The organism is Ramlibacter sp. GCM10027632 (assembly GCF_042675325.1).
Lineage (GTDB): Bacteria > Pseudomonadota > Gammaproteobacteria > Burkholderiales > Burkholderiaceae_C > Ramlibacter.
The window spans coordinates 273,889-298,652 of sequence record NZ_JBHTGW010000001.1 but is presented as its reverse complement, the minus strand read 5'-3'; the positions used below and the strand labels follow the sequence as shown (position 1 = coordinate 298,652).

Sequence of the window (24,764 nt, the reverse complement as noted above, 5' to 3'; positions counted from 1 at the left end):
GGACGAGGGTGCGCTCAGCGCGCCAGGCTGCGGGCGGCGGCCAGCTTGGGCGCGACGCTGCGCGCCAGGCCCGGCTCGAGCTGCTGCGCGCGCTCCCAGGCGCGTGCGGCCAGGCCCAGGTACACGTCGCCCAGGTTCTCGTGCGCGGTGGCGTACGAGGGGTTGACGCGCAGGGCGGCCTCCAGCGCGGAGCGGGCCTTGTCCAGGTCGCCGCGCGCGGCGTGCAGCACGGCGAGGTTGTTGTGGGGCTCGGGCAGCTCGGGGTACTCCTCGACCAGCCGGGTTAGGACCTCGAGGGCCTCGGCGGAGCGGCCCGCATCGCCCAGGGCCACGCCCTTGAGGAAACGCATCTGCGGGTCGCGCGGGCTGGCGGCGAGGTAGCGGTCGGCGCGGGCCAGGGCCTCGGCGCTCTGGCCGGCGCGCAGCAGGCGGGCGACGTCGGCGTAGTCGTCGGCCAGCGCGGAGCCGGCGGCCACCGCCAGCACGAGGGCGGCGGCGAGGTGGCGGGCGCGGACGGGATTCTGGAGGCCAGGCGACATGGGCTGTCAAGGGGCGCCGGGCTCGGCGCGGGGCTATATACTGCGCCGGATTGTAGCCGTGGCCCCCCAGCGGGAGTGCCTGCGGCGCAGGTCCCGAACCCGTTCCCGACAACTGCCGGCCGCATCCCCGCCGCCCGCCCTCCCGACACCCATGAGTCTGCGCATCTACAACACGCTGTCGCGTGCGCTGGAAGATTTTTCGCCGATCGATCCCGGCCATGTGCGCATGTACGTGTGCGGCATCACGGTCTACGACCTGTGCCACGTCGGCCATGCCCGCGCCAACGTCGCCTTCGACGTGGTGCAGCGCTGGCTCAAGGCCAGCGGCCTGCGCGTGACCTTCGTGCGCAACATCACCGACATCGACGACAAGATCATCCGCCGCGCCGTGGAGAACGGCGAGACCGTCCGCGGCCTCACCAGCCGCATGATCGACGAGATGTACCGGGACTTCGATGCCCTGGGCATCGAGCGCCCCACGCACGACCCGCGCGCCACCGACTACGTGCCGCAGATGCTGGACATCGTGCGCGCGCTCGAGGGCCGGCAGCTCGCCTACCGCACGCCCGGCGGCGACGTGAACTTCGCGGTGCGCCGCTTCCCTGGCTACGGCAAGCTCTCGGGCAAGTCGCTCGACGAGCTGCACGCCGGCGAGCGCGTGGCGGTGGCCGAGGGCAAGGAGGACCCGCTGGACTTCGTGCTGTGGAAGTCCGCCAAGCCCAGTGAGCCGGCCGACGCCAAGTGGGACAGCGCCTATGGCCCGGGCCGCCCGGGCTGGCACATCGAGTGCTCGGCGATGGCCTGCGCCCTCCTGGGCGAGACCTTCGACATCCACGGCGGCGGCGCCGACCTGGCCTTCCCGCACCACGAGAACGAGATCGCCCAGAGCGAGGGCGCGCATGGCGTGCCGCTGGCGAAGACGTGGATGCACAACGGCTTCGTGAACATCGACAACGAGAAGATGTCCAAGTCGCTGGGCAACTTCTTCACCATCCGCGACGTGCTGAAGAAGTTCGACGCGGAGACGGTGCGCTTCTTCATCGTGCGCGCCCACTACCGCAGCCCGCTCAATTACAGCGACGTCCACCTGGACGACGCCCGCGGCGCGCTCAAGCGCCTGTACACCGCGCTGGACGCGGTGGCGCCGGCCGAGGTCGTGATCGACTGGGCCGAACCCCATGCCGCGCGCTTCAAGGCCGCCATGGACAACGACTTCGCCACGCCCGAGGCGGTGGCGGTGCTGTTCGACCTCGCCGGCGAGGCCAATCGCACCCGGTCACCGCAGGTGTCGGGCCTGCTCAAGGCCCTCGGGGGCTGCCTGGGCCTGCTCCAGGGCGATCCGCGTGATTTCCTGCGCAGTGGCGCGGCGCTGGACGAGGCGACCATTGCGTCCATGATCGAACAACGCGCCGCCGCCAAGAAGGCCAAGGACTTCGCCGAGGCCGACCGCATCCGCCAGGCGCTGCTCGCGCAGGGCATCGTGCTCAAGGACTCGGCCGCCGGCACCACCTGGGAGGCCGCGTCGTGAGCGCACCCGACAAGCGCGCCGCGGCGCCGGACCCGGATGCGGTGACGGGCAGCCCCGTCGAGCTGACCACCCCGGCGTACTGGGCCGAGGCCTGCAAGTACCTGGCCCGCAAGGACCGGGTGATGAAGCGGCTGATCCCGCAGTTCCCCGACTCCACGCTGCGCTCGCGCGGCGATGCCTTCACCACCCTGGCGCGCAGCATCGTGGGCCAGCAGATCTCGGTGAAGGCCGCGCAGAGCGTGTGGGACCGCTTCGCGGTGCTGCCCAGGAAGATGACGCCGGCCAGTGTGCTCAAGCTCAAGGTCGACGACATGCGCGCGGCCGGGCTGTCGGCCCGCAAGATCGAGTACCTGGTCGACCTGGCCCTGCACTTCGACTCCGGCGCGCTGCACGTGGCGAAGTGGCAGGACATGGACGACGAGTCCATCATCGCCGAGCTGGTGGACATCCGCGGCATCGGCCGCTGGACCGCCGAGATGTTCCTCATCTTCCACCTGATGCGGCCCAATGTGCTGCCGCTGGACGATGTCGGTCTCATCAATGGCATCAGCCAGAACTATTTTTCGGGCGACCCGGTGAGCCGCAGCGAAGCCCGCGAGGTGGCCGCCGCCTGGTCGCCCTTCTGCAGCGTCGCGACTTGGTATATTTGGCGGTCGCTCGACCCGCTGCCCGTCGAGTATTGAAACGCGACGGGCCACGCCCCACGAGGAGAACAATTTGGCAAAGAAGACCTTTCTTGATTTCGAGCAGCCCATCGCGGAACTGGAAACCAAGATCGAGGAACTGCGCTACGTGCAGTCCGAGTCCGCCGTCGACATCTCTGACGAGATCGACCAGCTGTCCAAGAAGAGCCAGCAGCTCACGAAGGACATCTACAGCGACCTGACCCCCTGGCAGATCACCAAGATCGCGCGCCACCCCGAGCGCCCGTACACGCTCGACTACGTGAACGAGATCTTCACCGACTTCATCGAGCTGCACGGTGACCGCCACTTCGCGGACGACCAGTCCATCGTCGGCGGCCTGGCGCGCTTCAACGGCCATGCCTGCATGGTGCTGGGCCACCAGAAGGGGCGCGACACCCGCGAGCGCGGGCTGCGCAACTTCGGCATGAGCCGGCCGGAGGGCTATCGCAAGGCCCTGCGCCTGATGAAGACCGCCGAGAAGTTCAAGCTCCCGGTGTTCACCTTCGTCGACACGCCCGGCGCCTACCCCGGCATCGACGCCGAGGAGCGCGGCCAGTCCGAGGCCATCGGCCGCAACATCTTCGAGATGGCGCAGCTGCAGGTGCCGATCATCACCACGGTGATCGGCGAGGGCGGCTCCGGCGGCGCGCTGGCCATCTCGGTGGCCGACCAGGTGCTGATGCTGCAGTACTCCGTGTACTCGGTGATCTCGCCCGAGGGCTGTGCCTCCATCCTCTGGAAGACCTCCGACAAGGCGCAGGACGCGGCCGAGGCCATGGGCATCACCGCTCACCGCCTGAAGGCCCTGGGCCTGGTCGACAAGATCGTCAACGAGCCGGTGGGCGGCGCCCACCGCGATGCCAAGCAGATGGCGGCCTACCTCAAGCGCGCGCTGAACGACGCCTGGCGCCAGCTGGCCGACCTGAAGCCGCGCGAGCTGCAGGACCGGCGCTACGAGCGGCTGCAAAGCTATGGCCGCTTCACCGACACCAAGGCCGAACGCTGATCCCCCGCCGGCCGTGCAGGGCGCCCTCGAGGCGATGCTGCGCGGCCCGGCTCCCTCCCTTCCCCTCGCCGTTGCCCTGAGCGGCGGCGCCGACTCCACGGCGCTGCTGCTGCTGGCGGTGCGCGCCTTCCCGGGGCAGGTGAGGGCGGTCCACATCCACCACGGCCTGCAGGCCGCGGCCGACGGCTTCCAGCGCCATTGCGAGGCCCTGTGCGGGCGCCTGGGCGTGCCGCTGGCCACGGTGCGGGTGCAGGCCGCCCACGCCCCGGGCGAGAGCCCGGAGGACGCCGCCCGCCGCGCCCGCTACGCCGCGCTGGCCCGGGCCGCGCGCGAGGCCGGCGCCGCCTGCGTGTGGCTGGGGCACCATGCCGACGACCAGGCCGAGACCCTGCTGCTGGCCCTGAGCCGCGGCGCGGGCCTGCCGGGCCTGGCCGCCATGCCCCGGCGTTTCGAGCGCGAGGGCCTGGCGTTCGAGCGCCCGCTGCTGGCCGTGCCCGGCCCGCAGCTGCGGCGGTGGCTGCAGGCCGAGGGCGTGCCCTGGGTGGACGACCCCACCAACGCGGACACCGCCTTCACCCGCAACCGCATCCGCCACGAACTGCTGCCGGCGCTGGAGGCGGCCTTCCCGCAGTTCCGCGAGACCTTCGCGCGCTCGGCGCGCCATGCGGCGCAGGCCCAGCAGCTGCTGGCGCAGGTGGCGGCCGACGACCTGCAGGCCATGGGCGGCCCGCCCGCCCTGGCGTCGCTGCAGCGCCTGTCCCGCGAGCGCCAGGCCAACCTGCTGCGGCACTGGCTGCGCGTGGCCCATGGCGCGGCGCCCAGTGCGGCCCAGCTCGAGGCCCTGCTGGACCAGGTGGCGGCCTGCCGCACGCGCGGCCACCGCATCCACCTCAAGGTGGCCAGCGGCTTCGTGCTGCGGGCCGGGGATCGCCTGGCCTACCAGGCCGCGGTGTAGCCCAACGGTATAATCGTCGGCTTCGCGCAGGACGCCCGTCCTGGCCGTGCGGGACGCTGGACCGCGCTGGTGCGCACTGTGCGCGCGATCCACCTCCCATTTTTCCCATGGCATTGATCGTTCACAAATACGGCGGCACGTCGATGGGCTCCACCGAGCGCATCCGCAACGTCGCCAAGCGCGTGGCCAAGTGGGCGCGGGCCGGCCACCAGATGGTGGTGGTGCCCAGCGCCATGAGCGGCGAGACCAACCGCCTGCTGGGCCTGGCCAAGGAGCTCTCTCCCGCCAAGTCCTCCGACGCGCTGCTGCGCGAACTGGACCAGCTGGCCTGTACCGGCGAGCAGGTCTCGGTGGGCCTGCTGGCCATCGCGCTGCAGGCCGAGGGCGTCGAGTCGGTGAGCTACTCCGGCTGGCAGGTCCCGATCCGCACCAACAGCGCCTTCACCAAGGCCCGCATCGAGTCCATCGACGACCAGAAGGTGCGCGCCGACCTGGCCGCCGGCAAGGTGGTGGTCATCACCGGCTTCCAGGGCGTGGACGAGGCCGGCAACGTGACGACGCTGGGCCGTGGCGGCTCCGACACCTCCGCCGTGGCCGTGGCCGCCGCGATGAAGGCCGCGGAATGCCTGATCTACACCGATGTCGACGGCGTCTACACCACCGACCCGCGCGTGGTGCCGGAAGCCCGCCGCCTCTCCACCGTCTCCTTCGAGGAGATGCTCGAGATGGCCTCGATGGGCTCCAAGGTGCTGCAGATCCGCTCGGTGGAATTCGCCGGCAAGTACAAGGTGCCGCTGCGCGTGCTGTCCAGCTTCACCGCCTGGGACATCCCGATCGAGGAAGAGGCCAAGTCCGGCACCTTGATCACTTTTGAGGAAGACGAACAAATGGAACAAGCCGTCGTTTCCGGCATCGCGTTCAACCGCGACGAAGCCAAGATCTCGATCCTGGGCGTGCCCGACAAGCCCGGCATCGCCTTCTCCATCCTGGGTGCCGTGGCCGAGGCCAACATCGAGGTGGACATCATCATCCAGAACGTCTCGAAGGACGGCAAGACCGACTTCAGCTTCACGGTGCACCGCAATGACTACCAGCGCACCGTCGACCTGCTCAAGGCCAAGGTGCTGCCCGCGCTGGGCACGGACCGCATCGAGGGCGACACCAAGATCTGCAAGGTCAGCATCGTCGGCATCGGCATGCGCAGCCACGTGGGCGTCGCCTCCAAGATGTTCCGTTCGCTGAGCGACGAGGGCATCAACATCCAGATGATCTCGACCTCGGAAATCAAGACCTCGGTCGTGATCGACGAGAAGTACATGGAGCTGGCCGTGCGCGCGCTGCACCGCGCGTTCGATCTGGACCAGCCCGCCGCCTGAAGAGGCCATTCTTCGGGCATAATGCCGGTCTGCTGGAAACGTGACCGAGAGGCCGAAGGTGCTCCCCTGCTAAGGGAGTATGCGGTGTAGAGCCGCATCGAGGGTTCGAATCCCTCCGTTTCCGCCAAGCACCCGACCCCAGGCAAGCGATTGCCTGGGGTTTTTTCTTGTCCGGCGCGACTCCTAGAATCACGGATGGACCTGACGCAATGCATGCCGGCATGAATACCCATGATCTTCCCGAGGTGGCAGCGCCCGCACACGCGCAGGAGCCCCCCTTCTGGAACGCCGAGGTGGAGGCCATCCCCTTCTGCCAGGCGCTCAAGCAGCGCTACCCCGACATCCTGATGGAGCTCAACGAGCTCGCGCTGTCGCACAAGCCCTTCAACGACTTCCCCGATTACGGGCTTTACAGCAATGGCTGGGAGGCTTTCCCGGTCTCGGTCTACGAGGGGGAGTTCAATGACTTCCTCCCGAATGCGGCCTCGATCGACATGGCCGCCACGATGCGCCGGATCCGCCAGCACCTGCCGGTGCTGTCCGCGCTGGTGGAGCCCCTGGAGCGTGAGGGCGTCCTGCGCAATGCCTTCGTCAGCCGCCTGCGCCCCGGGTCGGTGATCCATCCCCACCGGGGCTGGACGCCCCATTACCTGCGCATCCACCTCGGGCTGCTGTGCGACCCGGGCTGCCGCCTCACCGTGGGCCCTGAAACCCATGCCTGGAAGCCGGGCGAACTCCTGGCCTTCAAGGACGGCGGCCCCTACGAGCACAGCGTCCGCCACGCCGGGGCACGCGAGCGGATCGTCGCCTCGTTCGACCTGCGCCTGACCTACGTGGCCCGGTTCATCCCGGGCATCTGCGGGCCCTGGCATGCCGCCTGACAGCCTGCCTCGCGCCGTGCCGCCCGTTTTCCGCGACTACGCCCAGTTCCCCTTCCTGCAGCCCCTGGAGGCCCGGTGGGAGGCGATCCGCGACGAGTACCTGGCCATCGCCCACCGCGGCAAGCCCTGGCACGAGGCCGGCCTCCACAACGGGCGCTGGGACACCGTCGGCCTGTACCAGTTCGGCAAGTGGCTTCCCGAGGCCGGCGCCTGCCCCGAGACCACCCGCGCCCTGGAGGGCGTGCCGGGCCTCTTCCTTGCCGGCTTCTCGGTGCTGAAGGCGAACTGCCGCATCCACCCGCACCGGGGCTACACCCAGGAGGTGCTGCGCTCCCACCTGGGCCTGGTCTGCCCCCAGCCCGCCTGGATTCAGGTCGCCGGCGAGTCCTACAGCTGGACGGCCGGGCAGGGGGTGGTCTTCGACGACACCGAGCTGCACAGCGCCGCCAACGAGTCGGCGCAGGACCGGGTGGTCCTGATCGTCGACTTCTTCCGCTGAAGGCGGCGCGGCGGGCCGCGCCGCGCCTCACGCGGGCAGGGTGATGGTGAACACGCTGCCCCGGGGCGTGTTGGCCTCCACGCGGATGGTGCCGTGATGGCGGTCCACGATCGACCGCGCGATGTAGAGGCCCAGGCCCGTGCCGGCGGGCTTGTGCGTGTGGCGCCCCCGGAAATACCGCTTGAACAGGTGCTCGCGGTCGTCGCCGGCGATGCCCTCGCCCTGGTCCAGCACCTGGATCACCAGCTGGTTGTCCGCCTGGTGCTGCCGCAAGGTCACCGGCTCCTCCTCGGGGCTGTGGTCGCAGGCGTTGCGCAGGAGGTTGCCGATCGCGATCCGCAGGAGCCCGGCGTCGCACATGACCCGGGCCGGGGCGGTGATCTCCAGCGTGATCCGGCCCCGCTCGGGCTCGGGCAGGTCGTCGATGGCCAGCCGGCACACGGCCGCCAGGTCGTGCCAGCCCAGGTCCGGGCTGCAGGCATCGAGCAGCAGCCGCTCGGTGGTGAGGTAGCTGGTGATCAGCGAGGACATGCGGTGGTTGGCACGCTCGATCTTGTCCAGGCGCTTGAGCAGGCCCTCTTCGCCGGAATGCAGGGCGCGCAGGTTGTCGACCGAGGCCTGGACCACGCTCAGGGGCGTCTTGAACTCATGCGAGACCATGTCGATGAACTTGCCCTGGTCCTCCCGCAACTGCGTTTCCAGCCGCAGCCGGGTCTCGGCCGCATCCTTGTCCCGCATCAGCTTGTTGTACCCGGCGAAGATGGCCACGCTCATGACCATCATGTGGGCGAAGGCGCCGATCTGGTAGCTGTTGTCGTTCCAGAAAGTGGGCTCGATCCAGCCGATGTTGCGCAGGTAGCGCCAGCACACGCCCAGGTAGAAGGGGCTGAAGGCGACCAGGAAGATCCTCGATTCGCGGTCGCCCGCCAGGGCGAGCCGCAGGGCGAGGACCAGGAGGAGGGCGATCACGCTGATCGAGACCAGCTGCATGACCGGCACGATCGTCCGGTACTGGCCGCCGAGCACGAGGACGAGCCCGACGGCGGTGAGTGCCATCGCCATGTAGCGCAGGGCCGTGGACAGCCTGGGCGCATGGTCCGGCAGGCGGATGAACTCGGTGGAAAAGAACATCCCGGAGGTGAGCGACAGGGCGAGCCAGATGCCGAGCCAGGTGACGTAGGTGCCGCTGGGCATCGCGTCGACGTACTGGATCGGCCAGCCGCTCGTGAAGAGCGCGGCGAGGAAATTGATCCCGACATAGCCCAGGTACCACAGGTGCAGGCGTTCGCGGGTCCACGTCCAGTAGAACGCGTAGAAGACGACCACGAAGGCATAGGCCCCGAACATCAGGCCCCAGATGAAGTTCTCCCGCGAATGCTGGAGCAGCAGGGATTCCTGCGGGTGCAGTTCGATCGTGGAATTCAGGGCCGTCTGAGTGCTGATGCGCAGGAGGTACAGGTCGGCCGCCTCGTCCTGCTTGAGGATGTGGAAGGTGGGCTGGCGCAGGGCAAGCTCCCGTCGGGCCTCGGCTGAAAGCGTCGTGCCCAGCCGCTCGTGGGGCCGTCCCTCGCGGTCGATGGCGTAGAGCCGAACGTCCATCAGCAGGGGCTGGCCCAACGCCAGGTACCAGCTGGTCGGGTCGTCCGCCGCCTCGCGCGCCAGGCGGAAGCGCAGCCAGATCGCGCTCGCCGTGAACCCCTCCGACAGTTCCCCGGTGAGATTCGACCACTGCGCTGCCGGCGCCTGGAGGACCTCGGCCGCCGTGAGCGCGCCGCTGCTGTCCCGGAGGACCTGGGCATGCCGCTTGAGGTCCAGCTTCTTGGCCTGGGCCAGCCGCAGGGGCGGGGGCAGCGGCTCGCTTTGCGCAAAGGCCAGCGCGGGCAGCCAGGCCAGGGCCAGCGCGAGGAACCAGCGGGCCGGGCTTATACGCCAATTAAAAGTGACTGAAAATAGCCGGAACGTCATATTTGATCAGGAATCGGAATCGCCCGATGGGCATGATTGCTCAACATGACCAAAGTGCTATTGCTGGACGACGAGCAGGATCTTAGGGAAGAGGTGGCTACCTTCCTGCGGGAGCGGGGGGGATTCGAGGTGGTCGAGGTCGGCTCGATCCGGCAGTTCTACCAGTACTTCAAGCCGGACGCCTTCGACATTGTCGTGGTGGATGCCATGCTTCCCGATGGCGATGGCACCTCGGTCACCGAGGAGCTTCGCCGGGAACACCCGAAGTGCGGCATCGTGATGTTCACCGCCCGCGACAGCACGCGCGACCGCATCAACGGCTACCGCGGGGGCGTGGACCACTACGTCACCAAGCCGATCCGCATGGAGGAGCTCCTCGCGATCCTGGAGGCGCTGGCCCGCCGGGTCTGTGAGCCGCCCTCGTGGAGCCTGCAGCTGGGCGGCTGGTCGCTGCGCTCGCCGCGGGGGGCCGAGGTGCGCCTCACGGCCATGGAATACCGCTTCCTGGTGGCCCTCAATGCCCGCCAGGGGCAGGCCCTGACGCGCCGCCAGCTGATCGAGCAGCTGGGCAAGGATGCGACGGTTTATGACGACCGGAACCTCGACGCCCTGGTGCTGCGCCTGCGGCGCAAGGTGCGCGACCATACCGCCGAGGACCTGCCGCTGAAGACCGTGCACGGATCGGGCTACATGCTCTCCGAGGCCCTCTCGGAAGAGAAATATTGAGTGAATAAGGCTTCACTTCTTCAGGCCTTAATACCGGGTCTTTATCTACTTTGAAATCATAAATTGACAGTTCGCGGGGACTGTCGATTTCGACAATCCATGAGCTTCCACTCAGTGGGCCGTCCGGCCCACCGGACGTCTCATGGTCATCACCGCCGCCCCGCCTGAACCTGTTTCCTTTTTCCAGAAAAACCCGATGGAGGTGGCCCGGCAGGCCATCGACGCGGCCGACTGGGAATTGCTGCGCTCCGTCGCCGTCCGCAAGCCCGCCGCCTGCCTGACCGTGCTGCAGCAGGCGCAGGTGCTCGAGCCGGACTCGCCCCTGCACCAGCCGCAGCCCCTGCAGCTGTTCGCCTCGATCTGCCTGCGCTTCGGCTCGCATGCCGATGCGGGGTGGGGCCTGTACTACGCGGCCCGGCTGCTGGGGGGCGCGCAGCACCTGCCCCTGCCGATGCAGAACGCGCTGCTGCGCAACCACCCGCTGTGGCACCAGGACGTGAAGGGCGACCGGGTGGTGCTGGCCCGCCCGCGCGAGCACCATGCCCCGGCCCTGGTCGAGATGCTGGGCGACGCGGAGTTCCGGGCCAAGTACAACGCCTTCCTGCCGGCGCCGGAAGCCGCGGCGCGCGAGTACATCGAGCGCGTGGGCCGGCCCGTCGAGGCCGCCCGCCAGATCAACTGGGTCGTGCAGAGCCCGTCGGGCGAGGTGGCCGGCCTGGCCACGCTGGCGGCGCTGGACTTCGTCAACCGCCGCGCCGAGCTGGTCTTCGGCTTCCGGGGTGACGCGGCCGATGGCCGCGCGCGCATGGAGGCCTTCCAGCTGGTCCTCATGCTGACCTTCCAGGAGCTGCGCCTGGCCAAGCTGTGCAGCATGGTCTACGCGACCAACCCCGAGGCCCAGGACATGACCCTGCGCATGGGCCTGACCCAGGAGGGCTACCTGCGCCGCCACCTGGTGGTGCCCGGCCACCCCGAGGGCGTGGACGTGTACCTCAACGGCCTGCTGCTCTCCGACTTCCACACCGACCCCCGGATCCAGCAGCACTCGCGCCTGGCCTTCCGGCGCACGGACCCGACCCGGCTGTTCGACCACCGGCGCTGATGCCGGCCTCCACCGCCCCCTGAATTCCCAGACTCAACGCCTCCGCCCCCTCCATGACCGCACAGAACATCCTTTTCATCGACTCCCGCGTTCCTTCGCCTGAACTGCTGATGGCGGGCCTCGATCCGTCGACCGACGTGATCATGCTCAACGATCAGGAGTCGGGCCTGGTCCAGATCGAGCGGGCGCTGCAGGGGCGCCAGGATGTCTCCGGGGTCCACGTGGTCTCGCACGGCGGCCCGGGTGCGTTGCTGCTTGGCAGCAGCCTGGTGAACGCGGACACCCTGGCCGCCGAGAGCGCCACGCTGGCCGCCATCGGCGCCAGCCTGTCGGCCGATGCCGACATCCTCCTGTATGGCTGTGACGTGGCGGCGGGCGATGCGGGCCAGCGCTTCATCCAGGCGCTGGCGGCCGGAACCGGCGCGGATGTGGCGGCGTCGATCGACGCGACGGGCAGTGCCACGGCGACCAGTGACTGGTCGCTGGAAAGCGCCACCGGCCCGGTCGAGGCGACGTCGCTTGCGCCGGCCGACTACGGCTTCGACCTGGGCTGGTGGGCCAACGTGTCGATCACGAGCCCGGGGGGCACGGACCCCTGGGCCATCAACCGAGGCACCCAGTACACGATGATCTGGGACGCCGACGGCGGCGGCAAGGGCTCGAAGTACGGCGTGGCCAACAACGTCAGTTCGTACAACGTCTCCAACCTCTACGCCAGCGGCTACAACGGCGACTGGGAAGCGATCTGGTACACGTTCACCGGCTCGCCGGGCGCGATCCCCGGCTCGCCGTGGTACGTGTCGAACTGGGACCCGGATGCGGGCGGCTACACCTACTGGGGTGCGTACGCCAACGCCACGCCCTGGCGCGTGTCCAATGACAGCTCGATCGGGCTGTCCGGCGGCAACGTCTTCATCGGCCAGGGCGCCAGCCGCACGATCGACGTGTCCAAGCTGGTCGCGGACGACTACTACGACGCGGCCAACACCTGGCGCTACTTCACTGGCGGCTATGCGACCCAGGCGTATGCCGGCGTGATCTCCGCGTCCTCGTTCACCGTTGACGACGCGACTGCGAACTACGCCACCTTCAACGCGCCCAACCGCATCGATTGGAAGGGCACGGTCTACCTGGGCAGCATCACCTACTCCGTCAACGACGGCGTGGACTACAGCCGGGGCGACAACCTCAACCCCGACTACTACTCCGCCTACAGCCGCTACAAGTCGGCGACGTACACGACCTACGTCTACGGCACGTATGCGAACGACGCGATCACCTGGACGTCCGCGCCGGCGGACCAGTCCTGGACCAGCGCCTCCCGCTCGACCTTCAACTTCGCCCGCGGCGCGCAGGACCCGGACAGCGCCGATTACGTCACCGGCTACAGCTTCGTCGGCATCCAGGAGAAGGTGTCCGGCAGCTACACGTCCATCACCAGCACGCTGCCGACCTGGCTGAAGCTCAGTGGCACCACCTTCTACGTGGACAACCTGGCGCCGGAGTACGCGGGCAAGGAGTACCGGATCACGGTGCGGGCCACGTCGAGCGACGGTACGACGATCGACAAGCTGTTCACCCTGACCACCGGCACGGCGGCGCAGGTGAACGACGCGCCGGCCAGCTCGGGCAATACGGTCACCTTCAACGAGGACACGGCCTTCACCTTCCGTGAGGCGCTGTTCACGTTCACCGACCGTGACAACACCACGGGCGGCTCCACCGGCTTCGGCGCGACCCTGGTCAGCGTGAAGATCACCTCGCTGCCGTCCGCCTCGGCGGGCGTGCTCACGCTGGGCGGCACGGCCGTCACCGTGGACCAGGTCATCCCGAAGGCCTCGCTGGGCCAGCTGGTGTTCACCCCGGTGGCCAACTACAACGGCACGGCCTCGTTCACCTACAAGGTCAATGACGGCATCGCGGATGCCACGGCGGCGGCGACGATGACGCTGTCGGTGCAGTCGGTCCGCGACCTGCCGGTGATCACGGTCACCCCGGCCCAGACGATGACCGTCGCCGACACGGCGGCCTATGACACCAGCTACACCGCGCTCACCGGCACGCTGAGCGCCACCAACCCCGAGAACACCGCCTCGGTGACCCTGGGCATCCTGGGCGGCACCGTGTCCGGCGACTCGGTGACCAAGTCGGGCACCTACGGCACGCTGACGCTCACGCCCTCCACCGGCGCGTGGAGCTACGCGCCGAACAAGTACGCGGCGGTCAACAAGCTCTCGTCCAATGCGACCGAGGTCTTCACCTTCAAGGCCACCGATGCGGGCGGCTACAGCAGCACCCAGACCCTGACCGTCTCCCTGACGGGCACGGACGATGCACCCAAGGTGGGCGGCGTGCTGGGGAATGAGACCTTCAGCGCCACCGGCAACTGGACGTACCAGGTGCCCGCCAATGCGTTCTGGGATGCGGAAGGCACGGCGCTGACCTACACGGCGAAGCAGGCGGACGGCAGCGCGCTGCCTGGCTGGCTCAGCTTCAATCCCGCGACCCGCACCTTCAGCGGCGATCCGACGGCGGATGAAACCCTGCACCTGAAGGTCACGGCCAGCGACGGGACTTCGTCGGTCGACCAGGCGTTTGACGTGACGTTCTCCGGTCAGGGCAACCGCGCGCCCGTAGTGGCTAGCCCTATCGCCTACCAGATCAAGGCGGCGCAGCACGAAACGACCGAGGTGACGTTCTCCACCGGCGTAGCAGACGGCATGATCATCGACGTTGCCCTGCCGGCGGCAGGCGCAACCGTTCCCGTTACTGTTGCGGCAGCAACGCCGGGCGATACCGCTACCCCTGAAGAAGTCGCTTTTTCCATTGCTGGGGCGGCCTACACGGGCTACACGGTCACGAGTGCCGGCGCCAAGGTCACCTTCACTGCGACCGATTACAGCAACCAGGCAAACATCACGGACGCTGGTTTCACGCTCAATGGCACGCAGCTGGGTGGGCTCACCGTCGTTACGACCGATGGCGCATGGACTTACCAAGTCCCGGCGGGCACTTTCACCGACCCCGAGGGCGGGGCGCTGACCTACTCCGCCTATGACGGAGCAACGCTGCTGTCGACGTCTGGCACCTCGATCAGTTTCGATCCTGCCACACGCACCTTCAGCGGTGACGGAAGCACCTTCAACAAGACCATCAAGTTGGTTGCGACCGATTCGGCCAACGCCAGCACCGAGCTGTTGTTCGGCCTGCAGGTCTACACCGGTGCCCCGGTGACGAGCCTGACCGCCGGCACGACTCCCGGCACCGGTGGCCACGTGACCTTCGGCAGCGGCGCCGGCTCCTTCAGCTACACCGTGCCGCCGGATGCCTTCGCCATCAGCGGCCAGGTGCCGACCTACACGGCAACGCTGGCGGACGGCACCACGCCGCTGCCGTCCTGGCTGACCTTCGATCCCGTCACGCAGACCTTCAGCGGCAATCCGCCGGCGGGGGCATCGAGCGTTGCGGTCCTGGTCACGGCCACCACCGGCGGGCTGACCGCCACGCAGTCCTTCACGCTCGACGTCACCGGCTCCAACGACCCCCTGGTCCTGGCCAACCGCATCCCGGACCAGACCGTCAACGCCCGCAGCGCGGTGGACTTCACCATCCCCGCCAACACCTTCACCGACGCCGATGGCGAGGCGGTGACCTATGCCGCCGAGTGGAGCTACGACAACGGCACCACCTGGGTGGCGCTGGACGATGCCACCCATGGCACCGGCCTGACGTTCGACTCCGCGACCCGCAAGATCAGCGGCACCCCGCTCGACACCCTGCCGTTCCTTCAGGTCCGCGTCACCGGCACTTCGGCCGACACCACGACGGCGTCGACCAGCTTCACCTTCAACTTCACCAACGTCCCGGCCAACACCGCCGGCTCGGCCACGCTCGCCGTCACCACGGATAACGCGCCTTCCGGCACCACCGTCGGCGACGTGGTCACGGCCACCGTCACCGACGCCAACGGCGTCACCGCCGGCAACGTGCAGTACCAGTGGCAGGTGTCGAACGACTCCGGCACCACCTGGACCAACGTTCCGGGCGCCCGCGGCACCGCCGGCAACACCCTTACGCTGACCCAGGCCGAGGCCACCGGCCAGGTGCGCGCGCTGGCGTTCTATGACGACAACCAGGGCAACGTCGAGACCCTGACCACCAACGCCCTCACCGTCGCCGCCAACAACGTGGCTGGTACCGTCACCATCCTGGGCTACCCCGCCCCGGGCGACAACCTGTTCGCGCAGGTGAGCGACGCCAACGGCATCTCGGGCGCCTCGTTCAACTACCAGTGGCACCGCGGCACGTCCACCGGCTTCACGCCTTCGGTCAGCACCGCGATCTCCGGCGCCACCTCCGCCAACTACACGCTGACTCCCGACGACGGCGGCAAGTTCATCACCGTCGTCGTCTCGTACACCGACGCCCAGGGCTTCAGCGAATCCATCACCCAAGCCGTCAACAGCGGCAACCCGATGGAGCTCGCCCCCACCGCGCCCGTGGCCGTCAACGACACCGGCAACCCGCTGACCGAGAACTCCGGCATCGCCAACGCCACCGTCGGCACCGCCACGTCCAGCGGCAACGTGCTGACCAACGACACCGACGTGAACGTCAACGGCCGCGCCGAGTTCGCGGTGTCCGCCGTCATGCTGGGGAGCACCGAAGGCGTGGGCGAGCAGGCCACCGTCACCGGTAGCCTGAGCTACCCGGGCGGCGTGCTCACCGACACCCGCGAGTACACCCTCGCTGGCAAGTACGGCACCCTGGTGGTGCAGGCCAATGGCCAGTACACCTACACCCTGGACCAGGCCAATGCCGACGTGCAGGCCCTCGCCGTCGGCCAGACCCTGACCGAGGAATTCAACTACGAACTCAGCGACGGCCGCCCGGCCTACCTCACCGACACCGCCACGCTGACCTTCACCATCAACGGCGCGAACGACAAGCCGACGGTGACCGGCTTCGACCGCTTCACCCCCGTGGTGCTGGAGGACGTGGCCACCTTCCTGCCCACCGGCGCGCTGGTCTTCACCGACCCCGACATGGGCGACACGGCCCAGCGCACCAGCGGCGTCAACACCAACTTCAAGGTGGTGTTCTCGGTCGCGGAAGGCCACCTCAAGGTGCCGGTGCTTCCCGCCGGCACGGGCGTCAACGCCATCACGGTGACCGGCAACGGCACCGCCAAGCTCGTCCTGACCGGCTCCATGGCCGCCATCCAGGACTGGCTGGGCGCCGACCGCATCCAGTACATCACCGCGCCCAACGACGAGGGCACGACCACGATCAACGTGGCGGTGGACGACGGCTACGGCCTCGTCACCTTCCCGGCGATCAACATGACCATCACCGCGCAGAACGACTCGCCGGTGGTGGACCTGAACGGCCCGGCCGGCACGGCGGGCAACGCGGGCTACGGCTACACCGTCCTGTTCCGCCCGCGCGGCGACGCCGTCAAGATCGCCGACACCGACGCGGTGGTCTTCGACGCCGACACCGGCGACACCATCCAGTCCGCCGTGATCCGCCTGTCCGGTGGCGCCGTGGACAACGAGTTCGGCACGATCTACGAGACCCTGACCTCCTCGCTGGGCGACACCTACAGCGTGGGTGGCCACAGCTTCACGATCACGGGGAACGGCACGCCGGAGATCACCGTCTCCGGCCTCGGCACCCACGCCGAGTACGCGACGATCATCAAGTCCGTCAGCTACCTCAACGCCAACCCCAACGCCTACGGCGGCGACCGCGAGGTCACCGTGCGCCTGGTGGACACGGCGGATTCCGCGGCGAACCGCTCCGACTCCAACAAGTCGCTGCTGATCGCCGCTGCCGCCAACACCAGCGTGGCTCCCGGCCTGCGCATCATCATCGACGGCGTGGACACGGGCATCTCCGTGGCCCAGGTGCTGGACTCCAAGCACTACGTCACCAGCAGCCCGATGCCGGTGCTGACGCCGACCTCGACCATCACCCTGGCCGACGCGGCCGTCATCGCCACCGGCAGCGGCAGCACGCTGACGCTGGAGGTGGCCGACGCCGCCATCCAGGCCGGCCAGAAGATCGTCGTGGGCGGCAGCGTGGTGGCCACGGTCAGCGCGGTCAACACGACGGGCGGCGTCACCACGGTGACCACCACCGCCGCCCACGGCCTCTCGGCCGGCGCCCAGGTGTCCTTCGAGACCACGCTGCCGCTGACCGAGACCGGCAGCTCGGCGACGCGCAACGTGACCTCCGCGGTGAGCGGCGGCACCTCGCTGGCCCTGAACGCCATCGACCTCACCCTGAAGGTCGGCCAGCACATCTTCATTGGCGGCACGGACACCGGCAAGACGATCACGGCGATCAGCCATGCCGCGTCCGGCACCACCGTCACCGCGAGCGCCGCGCTGAACGTGGCCACGACCGACGCGCTGACTTTCCGCAGCTTCGCGACCAATACGGTGCCCACCGCCACGGCCACCATCCAGAACATCTGGACCACCGAGGTGGACCTGAACGGCGTGCTGGCCAACGGCCGCGACTACACCACCAGCTTTACCGAGGGCAATGCCAACGGCGTCGAGATCGCCGCCGCCTCCGCCAGCCTGGACAACCAGGAGGTCAACGTGCGCCGCGTGGTCGCGGTGCTCACCAACCCGGTCGACGGCACCGCGGACCAGCTGCGCCTCAACCCGGCCTACACCACGGCGCTCCTGGGGCGCGGCATCACCGCCACGGTGAGCGGTGACCAGCACACCATCACCCTGGCGGCCATCAACACCGGCGCCGGCGTGAAGGCTGCCGACATGCAGCTGGCCCTGCGCGCGGTGCAGTACCTGAACACCAGCGAGAACCCGAATGTCACGCCGCGCGTGCTGAGCGTGACGGTGGAGGACACCAGCGGGCTGTCCGGCGTGTCCGCGAACACCACCATCAACATCATCCCGGTGAACGACGCGCCGACCCTGGGCGGCGACTTCAAGGCCACGATGGACGAGGGCGGGGTCTACGTCATTACGGGAGGCGCCGGCAACGACTTCAACCCGGCCGACATCGACAACGATGTCACCACCCTGACCTACGCGGTCACTACGCTGCCCGCTGCCGGCCTGACCGTCTTTGTCGACGCCAACGGCGACGGCAACGTCGACCCGGGCGAAGCCCTGGCCGTGGGCTCCAGCTTCACGCATGCCGAGCTGCTGGCGGGCCGCGTCAAGCTCTCGCAGTCGGGCGCCGACCGCGTCTTCGCCGGCTTCAGCCAGGCCGACGCGCAGGCCCTGGTGCAGGCGATGTCGTTCGAGAACAAGCTGGGTACCGATGCCAGTACCGCCACGGTGCCGGGCGCCGGCCTGCGCAAGGTGACCCTGGTCGAGGCGACCCCCTGGAACCACTCGGGCACCGAAGGCTCGGCCGTGTCCCTGGGCACGGTGGCCAACGTGACCGACCTGGCGGTGGTCTCCACGCTGTTTGCCAGCACCACCCTGACCGCCCTCGGCGCCGACGACTACAAGACCCTGAAGTTCCAGGTCGAGGGTGTCCGTGACGGCCTCTCCGAAGTGCTGCACATCGGCGGCCAGGACATCCCGCTGGTCCCCGGCAGCATCACCGCCGGCGGCACGGTCTACGCCGTGACCGCGACCGGCACCGCCGGCACCTACCTGGTGACGGTGTCGAAGTCGTCCTACGCCCTGGGCCTGGACCTGGCCGATGGCGGCCAGGACGGCGCCCTGCCGGTCCGCGCCACGCTGAACATCACCCTCAACCCGGTGAATGACGCACCGGTCGTGACCGCCACGGCCGCCACCGGCGGCTTCACCGAGGGCGGCGCGGCCGCCCCGGTGTTCAGCGCGGTCACCGTGTCCACCGGCGACACCAGCGGCGCGGCGCAGTCCATCGCCCAGGCCACCCTCACGGTGTCCGGCGTGAAGAACGGCGCCGACGAGAAGCTGCTCCTGGGCAGCACGGCCGTCGCGGTCGACCTCGTGGCCACCGGCTCCGGCAACCTCACGGTGACCGTGGGCGGCTCCACCTACACCGTGGTCCGCACCGTGACCGTGAGCGGCGACGTGGCCACCGTCACGCTGGCCAGCACCCAGTCCACCGCGGCGTGGAAGGGCCTGCTGGAAAGCCTGGCCTACACCAACGCCAGCACCGACCCGGCCGCCAACGCCCGCGTCATCACCCTGGCCTCGGTCACCGACAGCGGCAGCAGCACCGCGCCGAACGTCAACACCGCCACGCTGGCCCTGGCCCGCACCGTGCCCGTGACGCCGGTCAATACCGCGCCGACGCTGAACACCGCGCCCTTTGCGCTGTCGGTCATCGACGGCGCCACCGGCCTCATCAGCTCCACGCTCATGGGCGCCACCGACGGCGACGGCGCGGCCGCGACCGCCAAGCTGGCCTACACGCTGGCCACCGCGCCTGCCAAGGGCGACCTGTTCATCGACAGCAACGGCAACGGCAGCATCGACTTCGGCGAGAAGCTGGTGGCCTCCGGCGCCCCGCTGCAGGGTGGGGCGCTGCGCAGCACCTTCACCCAGGCCGAACTGGCCGCCGGCAAGCTCAAGTTCCAGGCCGCGGGCACCAGCACCGGCGCCGACAGCTTCAGCTTCACCGTCACCGACGGCGTGATCGCCACGCCCCTGAGCCGCGGCTTCGACATCACCATCGTGCCGGCCTCGAGCGTGCGCGGCGCCGTCAGCGGCACCAGCACCACGGCGACCGACGTGTTCAGCGGCGTGAGCATGAACGTGCCGGCGGGCGAGACCGTGCAGTCGTTCACCTTCACGGTGTCGGGCATCAAGGACACGGGCGAGAAGCTGACCATCAACGGCCAGACGCTGGCCCTGGTCAACGGCACGACCGTCACCGCGGGCGGCGTCACCTACACCGTGACCGTGGATGCCGATGGCAAGGCGACCGTCACCGTGGCCGATACCACCGCCCCGGGCTGGACCGCCTCGGACGCCGCGGCCCTGATCGACGGCGTCACCTACACCAACACCTCGGGCACGCCGACGGCCGGCCCGCGCGTGGTGGAGCTGACCAGCACCAGCAACTACAGCGGCTCCGGCACCACCCTGCCGCAGACCCCGATCCAGCAAGGCACCGTGACGGCCACGCCGGCCGACCCGGTGACCGATGTCGCGGCCGGCGCCACGGTGACCAGCAGCACCGATGGCTCGCAGCCGCTGTTCACCGATGTCGCGGTGAGCATGCCCGCCAGCGAAGGCATCGACCGCCTGACCTTCACCGCCGGCCCGGTGCGTGACGGCGCGGACGAAGTGCTGAAGATCGGCGGCAAGTCGGTGCCGCTCGTGAACGGCACGACCGTGACCGACGCCGCCAACGGCGTGACCTACACCGTCACCGTCGATGTGAACGGCATCGCCACGGTGACCGCCACCTACGCCACCGACCTGACCGCCGCCACCCTGCAGGCGGCCCTGGAGAGCGTGGCCTACGCCAACCTCCATGTCCCGCCCACCCCGGGCCAGCGTTCGGTGGAATTCACCAGCATGTCGGACTCCGGTACGCCGGGCTCCACCGTCGCCGTCAACCTCGACGGCGTGGTCAACGTGAAGCCGGCGGTGGACGCCTTCGGCGCCTCCGCCCTCGCCAAGCTGGACACCGCGGTGCCCACGGGCAGCACGGTGGGCAGCCTGACCTTCAGCGTCAGCGGTGTCGCCGATGGCGCGAGCGAGGTGCTCAAGGTCAACGGCCAGGACATCCCTCTGGTGGCGGGCATCACCGTGATCGACGGCGTGACCTACACCGTCACCGTCACCGGCGGCGTGGCCACCGTCACCGCCAGCAAGGCGGCCCCGGGCTTCACCGAAGCCCAGGCCGTGGCCCTGGTCGACGGCGTCACCTACGTCAACAACGCCGAGCCGCCGGCCGCGGCCAGCAAGTCCATCTCCCTGGACGGCGTGGGCGTGCTGACCGGTTCGTCCACCACCCCCACGGCCACGCCGATCACCGACGCGGACAGCACCACCTCCTACGGCAACGCCGGCACCGACCCGTTCAGCGCCAGCGACATCACCGCGGCCAATGCGGCCATCCCCGCCGGCGGCGCCAACGCCCTGAGCTTCACGGTCAGCGGCGTGCAGGACGGCAGCAGCGAAGTGCTGAAGTTCGGCGCCACCACCGTGGCGCTGGTTGACGGCACGACGGTGACCGATGCCACGACGGGCGTGGTCTATACCGTGTCCGTCGTCGGCGGCGTGGCCACGGTCACCGCGACGCCCGCGGCGCCCGCGACGGTCCTGGCCGAAGCCGTGGCCGAGGCTGTGGTGAACAGCCTGACCTACGACAACACCTCGGGCACGCCGCATGCCGGCGACCGCACGGTGTCCTTCACCAGCGTGACCCCGACCACGGGCTCCGCCATCGCGGTGACGGGCGTCAGCGGCACGGCCACCGAGCTGGCGCAGCCGGCCAACGCCGCGCTGCCCACGGTGACCCACACCGGCTTCACCATCGCGGAAGGCGGCCTGGTCCAGGTCACCACCGCGATGCTGAATGCCAGCGACTCCGAGAGCGCCGCTTCCACGCTGAAGTTCACGCTGACCGGCCTGACCGATGCGACCCTGTTCCGCGACATCAACCTCAATGGCGTGGTCAACGCCGGCGAGGCGATCGCGGTCGGCGAGTCGTTCAGCCAGCAGGACATCGCCAACGGCCTGCTCAAGATCCGCCACAACGGCAGCCAGCCGACGACCAACACGCTGTCGGTCAAGGTCTCCGACGGCATCGGCTCGACCACCAGCTCGCACGCCTTCACCGTCACCAACGTGAACGACGGCCCGGTCGGCCTGCCGGTGATCACCGGCACCGCCGGCCGCGGCGAGGTGCTGACGGCCAGTGTCGCCAGCCTCACCGATGCCGACGGCCTGCCGGGTTCTCTGAGCTACCAGTGGAAGGCCGACGGCGTCGCCCTCGGCGGCGCCACCGCCTCCACTTACACCGTGCAGCGTGCGGACATCGGCAAGCAGCTGACCGTGACGGTGAGCTACACCGACCAGGGCACCACGGCCGAATCCGTGGACAGCCTGCCGACCGCCACCGTCGTCAACATCAACGAGGCGCCGTCGCTCACGGCCGGCACCGTCACCGTGGCCGAGGGCGGCTCCATCACCCTCACCGGCGGCGCCAGCGCCATGGTGCGCGCGGTGGACAACGACGGGCTGACCGGCTCGCATGTCTTCACCGTCACCGCGGCGCCCGCCGCGGGCACCCTGTACCGCGACGCCGACGGCGACGCGGTGCTCGACGACGGCGAGGCCATCGCCGCCAGCGGCCAGTTCACCTGGGCCGACCTGAGCTCGGGCCTGATCCGCTACCGCCATGGCGGCTCCGAGGCGGGCGACACCTTCTCGTTGAAGCTCGGCGACGGCCTGCTGCAGACGTCCGCCGTGGCCTTCACCGTCGGCAAGACCGAGGTGAACGACGCGCCGGCGATCGGCGGCCTGTCCACCACGAGCGGCGCGGACGTGGTGAGCGACCTGCTCACGTATCCGACGCCGAACGTGAAGATGCTGCTGGACCAGGGCACGACCTTCGCGTCGGTGACCGACAGCGACTCCACGGACTTCAGCGGCGGCTCGCTGCGGGTCTCGATCACCCTGAACAAGAACGCGGCCAAGGACAGCCTGTCGATCCGCCACGTGGGCACGGGCGCCGGCCAGGTGAACGTGAGCGGCAACACGGTCAAGGTCGGCACGACCGCGATCGGCACCTTCAGCGGCGGCACCGGCGCGGACGACCTGGTCGTCTCGCTCAACGCGGATGCCACCCCGGCCCGGGTGGCGGCGCTGGTCAGCGCGATCGAGTTCTCCAATGGCGAGACCGTGCCGAGCCGGGCCAGCCGCGCGGTCAGCTTCACGCTGAGCGATGGCGACGGCGGCACCTCGGCGCCGGCCACCGTGCTCGTCGACCTGACCGCCTCGGCCGCGCCCGTGATCCAGAACAGCGCGACCCAGGTGTCCGTGAACGAGAACAGCACCGACGTGGGCTTCTTCGTCGCGCTGGACCCGGGCCAGCTGGCTGTGACCTACAGCATCAGCACGGCCAACACGGCGGACAACGAGGACAGTGCCAAGTTCACGATCAACGCCCAGACCGGCCTGCTGAAGTTCATTGCCGCACCGGACTACGAGAGCCCGCTGGACCAGGGCGCCAACAACAGCTACCGCGTGATCGTGCGCGCGACCAACAGCCTCAACCTCGTTGACGAGGCCCCGCTGCAGGTGCTGGTCCAGAACATGACGACGGGCCCGGGCGAGAACGAGAACACCCCGCCGGCGCTGACGCTGGCCACGGTCAACGGCACCTCGATGACCGTGTACCTGTCGGACACGAGCCGGCTCGACGCGACGAACCTGCCCGCGACCAGCCGATTCACGGTCACCAGCAACGGCGCCGCCGTGCCGGTGACGGCGGTGAGCGTGGATGCCACGGCCAAGACCGCGACGCTGACCCTGGGCCAGTTCATCGCCAATGGCGCGACGGTGACGCTGGGGTACACGGATCCCACCGCGTCCAACGACGCGCTGGCGCTGCAGGACGAGTTCGGCAACGACCTGGCGACGGTCAGCAACCAGAGCGTGGTCGTCCTGACCCCGGCCCCCGCCACCGGCGGTGGCGGCACGGGCGGCACGGGCGGCACGGGCGGCACGGGCGGCACGGGTGGCACGGGTGGCACGGGTGGCACGGGTGGCACGGGTGGCACGGGTGGCACGGGTGGCACGGGTGGCACGGGTGGCACGGGTGGCACGGGTGGCACGGGTGGCACGGGTGGCACGGGTGGCACGGGCGGCACGGGCGGCACGGGCGGCACCGGTGGCACCGGTGGCACGCCGGGCGTCAAGGTCGACGTCACGCCCACCCTCGAGAACGCCGTCCCCTCGCTGCCCAGTGGCACGTCGGGCGGCGCGACCGTGGCCGGCGACGGCAACGGCGACGGCATCGCCGATTCGCAGCAAAGCGCCGTGGTGTCCGTCCCGCTCAAGGTCACGTCGACGCCGAGCACCGCAGGCGCAGGCACCGCGCAGACCTACATCACGCTGGTGGCGGCCTCCGTCAGCGGCAAGGTGGGCGCCTCGGAGATGACCCAGATCACCGACATCCAGCAGCTGGACGCGCCGGCGGGCCTGCCGCAGCCGGTCTCCATGCCGATGGGCCTGATCGCCTTCAAGTCCACGGTGCCGGTCGGCGGCGCGACGAGCAGCTACAGCCTGTACGTCGATGCCACCCTGAGCTTCAACGGCTACTGGAAGCAGAACGCCGCGGGCGTCTGGACCAACCTGGCGAGCGCGGCCTACGGCGGCGCCATCGTGCGCGAGGGCGACAAGCTGCGCATCGACTTCCGCGTCCAGGACGGCGGCGAGTTCGATGCCGACGGCGTGGCCAACGGCGTCGTGGTCGACCCGGGCGCCGTCGGTTCCCTGCCGCTGTCCCTCATGGGAACGCCGGCCGCCATGCCCGAGGGCCATGGCTGGTTCTGACCTGC

Annotated in this window: 12 protein-coding genes and 1 tRNA gene; 11 read left to right on the top strand and 2 right to left on the bottom strand. The window is 69.4% G+C overall.

Annotated features, from left to right (window positions below; all coding sequences use genetic code 11):
* Positions 1-14: 14 nt before the first annotated feature.
* Entirely contained in the window at positions 15-539 is a 525-nt protein-coding gene (locus ACFQZY_RS01320) for a tetratricopeptide repeat protein (RefSeq protein WP_377411672.1), read from the bottom strand.
* A gap of 151 nt (positions 540-690) precedes the next feature.
* Here ACFQZY_RS01320 and cysS point away from each other — a divergent pair, with 151 nt between their 5' ends.
* The 8 genes from cysS to ACFQZY_RS01280 all read left to right on the top strand — a co-directional run bounded on the left by cysS (position 691) and on the right by ACFQZY_RS01280 (position 7,470).
* Entirely contained in the window at positions 691-2,067 is a 1,377-nt protein-coding gene (gene cysS, locus ACFQZY_RS01315; RefSeq protein ID WP_377411670.1) for a cysteine--tRNA ligase, read from the top strand.
* Positions 2,068-2,108: 41 nt separating this feature from the next.
* Positions 2,109-2,750: a DNA-3-methyladenine glycosylase family protein gene (locus tag ACFQZY_RS01310; protein ID WP_377412603.1), complete on the top strand. Its 642-nt coding sequence runs from the start codon at positions 2,109-2,111 to the stop codon at positions 2,748-2,750.
* Positions 2,751-2,784: 34 nt separating this feature from the next.
* Positions 2,785-3,759: an acetyl-CoA carboxylase carboxyltransferase subunit alpha gene (locus tag ACFQZY_RS01305; RefSeq protein ID WP_377411668.1), complete on the top strand. Its 975-nt coding sequence runs from the start codon at positions 2,785-2,787 to the stop codon at positions 3,757-3,759.
* 34 nt (positions 3,760-3,793) lie between these two features.
* Positions 3,794-4,714, top strand: a complete 921-nt coding sequence (gene tilS / locus ACFQZY_RS01300) for a tRNA lysidine(34) synthetase TilS (protein WP_377412601.1) — start codon at positions 3,794-3,796, stop codon at positions 4,712-4,714.
* A gap of 107 nt (positions 4,715-4,821) precedes the next feature.
* Complete coding sequence (locus ACFQZY_RS01295; protein ID WP_377411666.1) at positions 4,822-6,090, top strand: aspartate kinase; 1,269 nt, start codon at positions 4,822-4,824, stop codon at positions 6,088-6,090.
* A gap of 34 nt (positions 6,091-6,124) precedes the next feature.
* Positions 6,125-6,217 (top strand) — tRNA-Ser (locus tag ACFQZY_RS01290).
* Between the two features lie 94 nt (positions 6,218-6,311).
* Positions 6,312-6,971, top strand: a complete 660-nt coding sequence (locus tag ACFQZY_RS01285) for an aspartyl/asparaginyl beta-hydroxylase domain-containing protein (RefSeq protein WP_377411664.1) — start codon at positions 6,312-6,314, stop codon at positions 6,969-6,971.
* A 16-nt stretch (positions 6,972-6,987) separates the two neighbouring features.
* On the top strand, positions 6,988-7,470 hold the full coding sequence (locus ACFQZY_RS01280) for an aspartyl/asparaginyl beta-hydroxylase domain-containing protein (RefSeq protein WP_377411662.1): 483 nt from the start codon (positions 6,988-6,990) through the stop codon (positions 7,468-7,470).
* A 27-nt stretch (positions 7,471-7,497) separates the two neighbouring features.
* On the opposite strand, the gene ACFQZY_RS01275 is transcribed toward ACFQZY_RS01280, so the two are convergent.
* A complete protein-coding gene (locus ACFQZY_RS01275) occupies positions 7,498-9,435 on the bottom strand; it encodes a 7TM diverse intracellular signaling domain-containing protein (RefSeq protein ID WP_377411660.1) in 1,938 nt (645 codons plus the stop codon).
* A 45-nt stretch (positions 9,436-9,480) separates the two neighbouring features.
* Between ACFQZY_RS01275 and ACFQZY_RS01270 the strand changes: the two genes are divergently transcribed.
* From ACFQZY_RS01270 to ACFQZY_RS01260, 3 genes are all read left to right on the top strand, one after another.
* Entirely contained in the window at positions 9,481-10,161 is a 681-nt protein-coding gene (locus ACFQZY_RS01270) for a response regulator transcription factor (protein WP_377411658.1), read from the top strand.
* 196 nt (positions 10,162-10,357) lie between these two features.
* Positions 10,358-11,263, top strand: coding sequence for a GNAT family N-acetyltransferase (locus tag ACFQZY_RS01265; RefSeq protein WP_377411656.1), 906 nt, complete (start codon positions 10,358-10,360; stop codon positions 11,261-11,263).
* A 53-nt stretch (positions 11,264-11,316) separates the two neighbouring features.
* Complete coding sequence (locus ACFQZY_RS01260; RefSeq protein ID WP_377411654.1) at positions 11,317-24,759, top strand: DUF4347 domain-containing protein; 13,443 nt, start codon at positions 11,317-11,319, stop codon at positions 24,757-24,759.
* Positions 24,760-24,764: the final 5 nt, after the last annotated feature.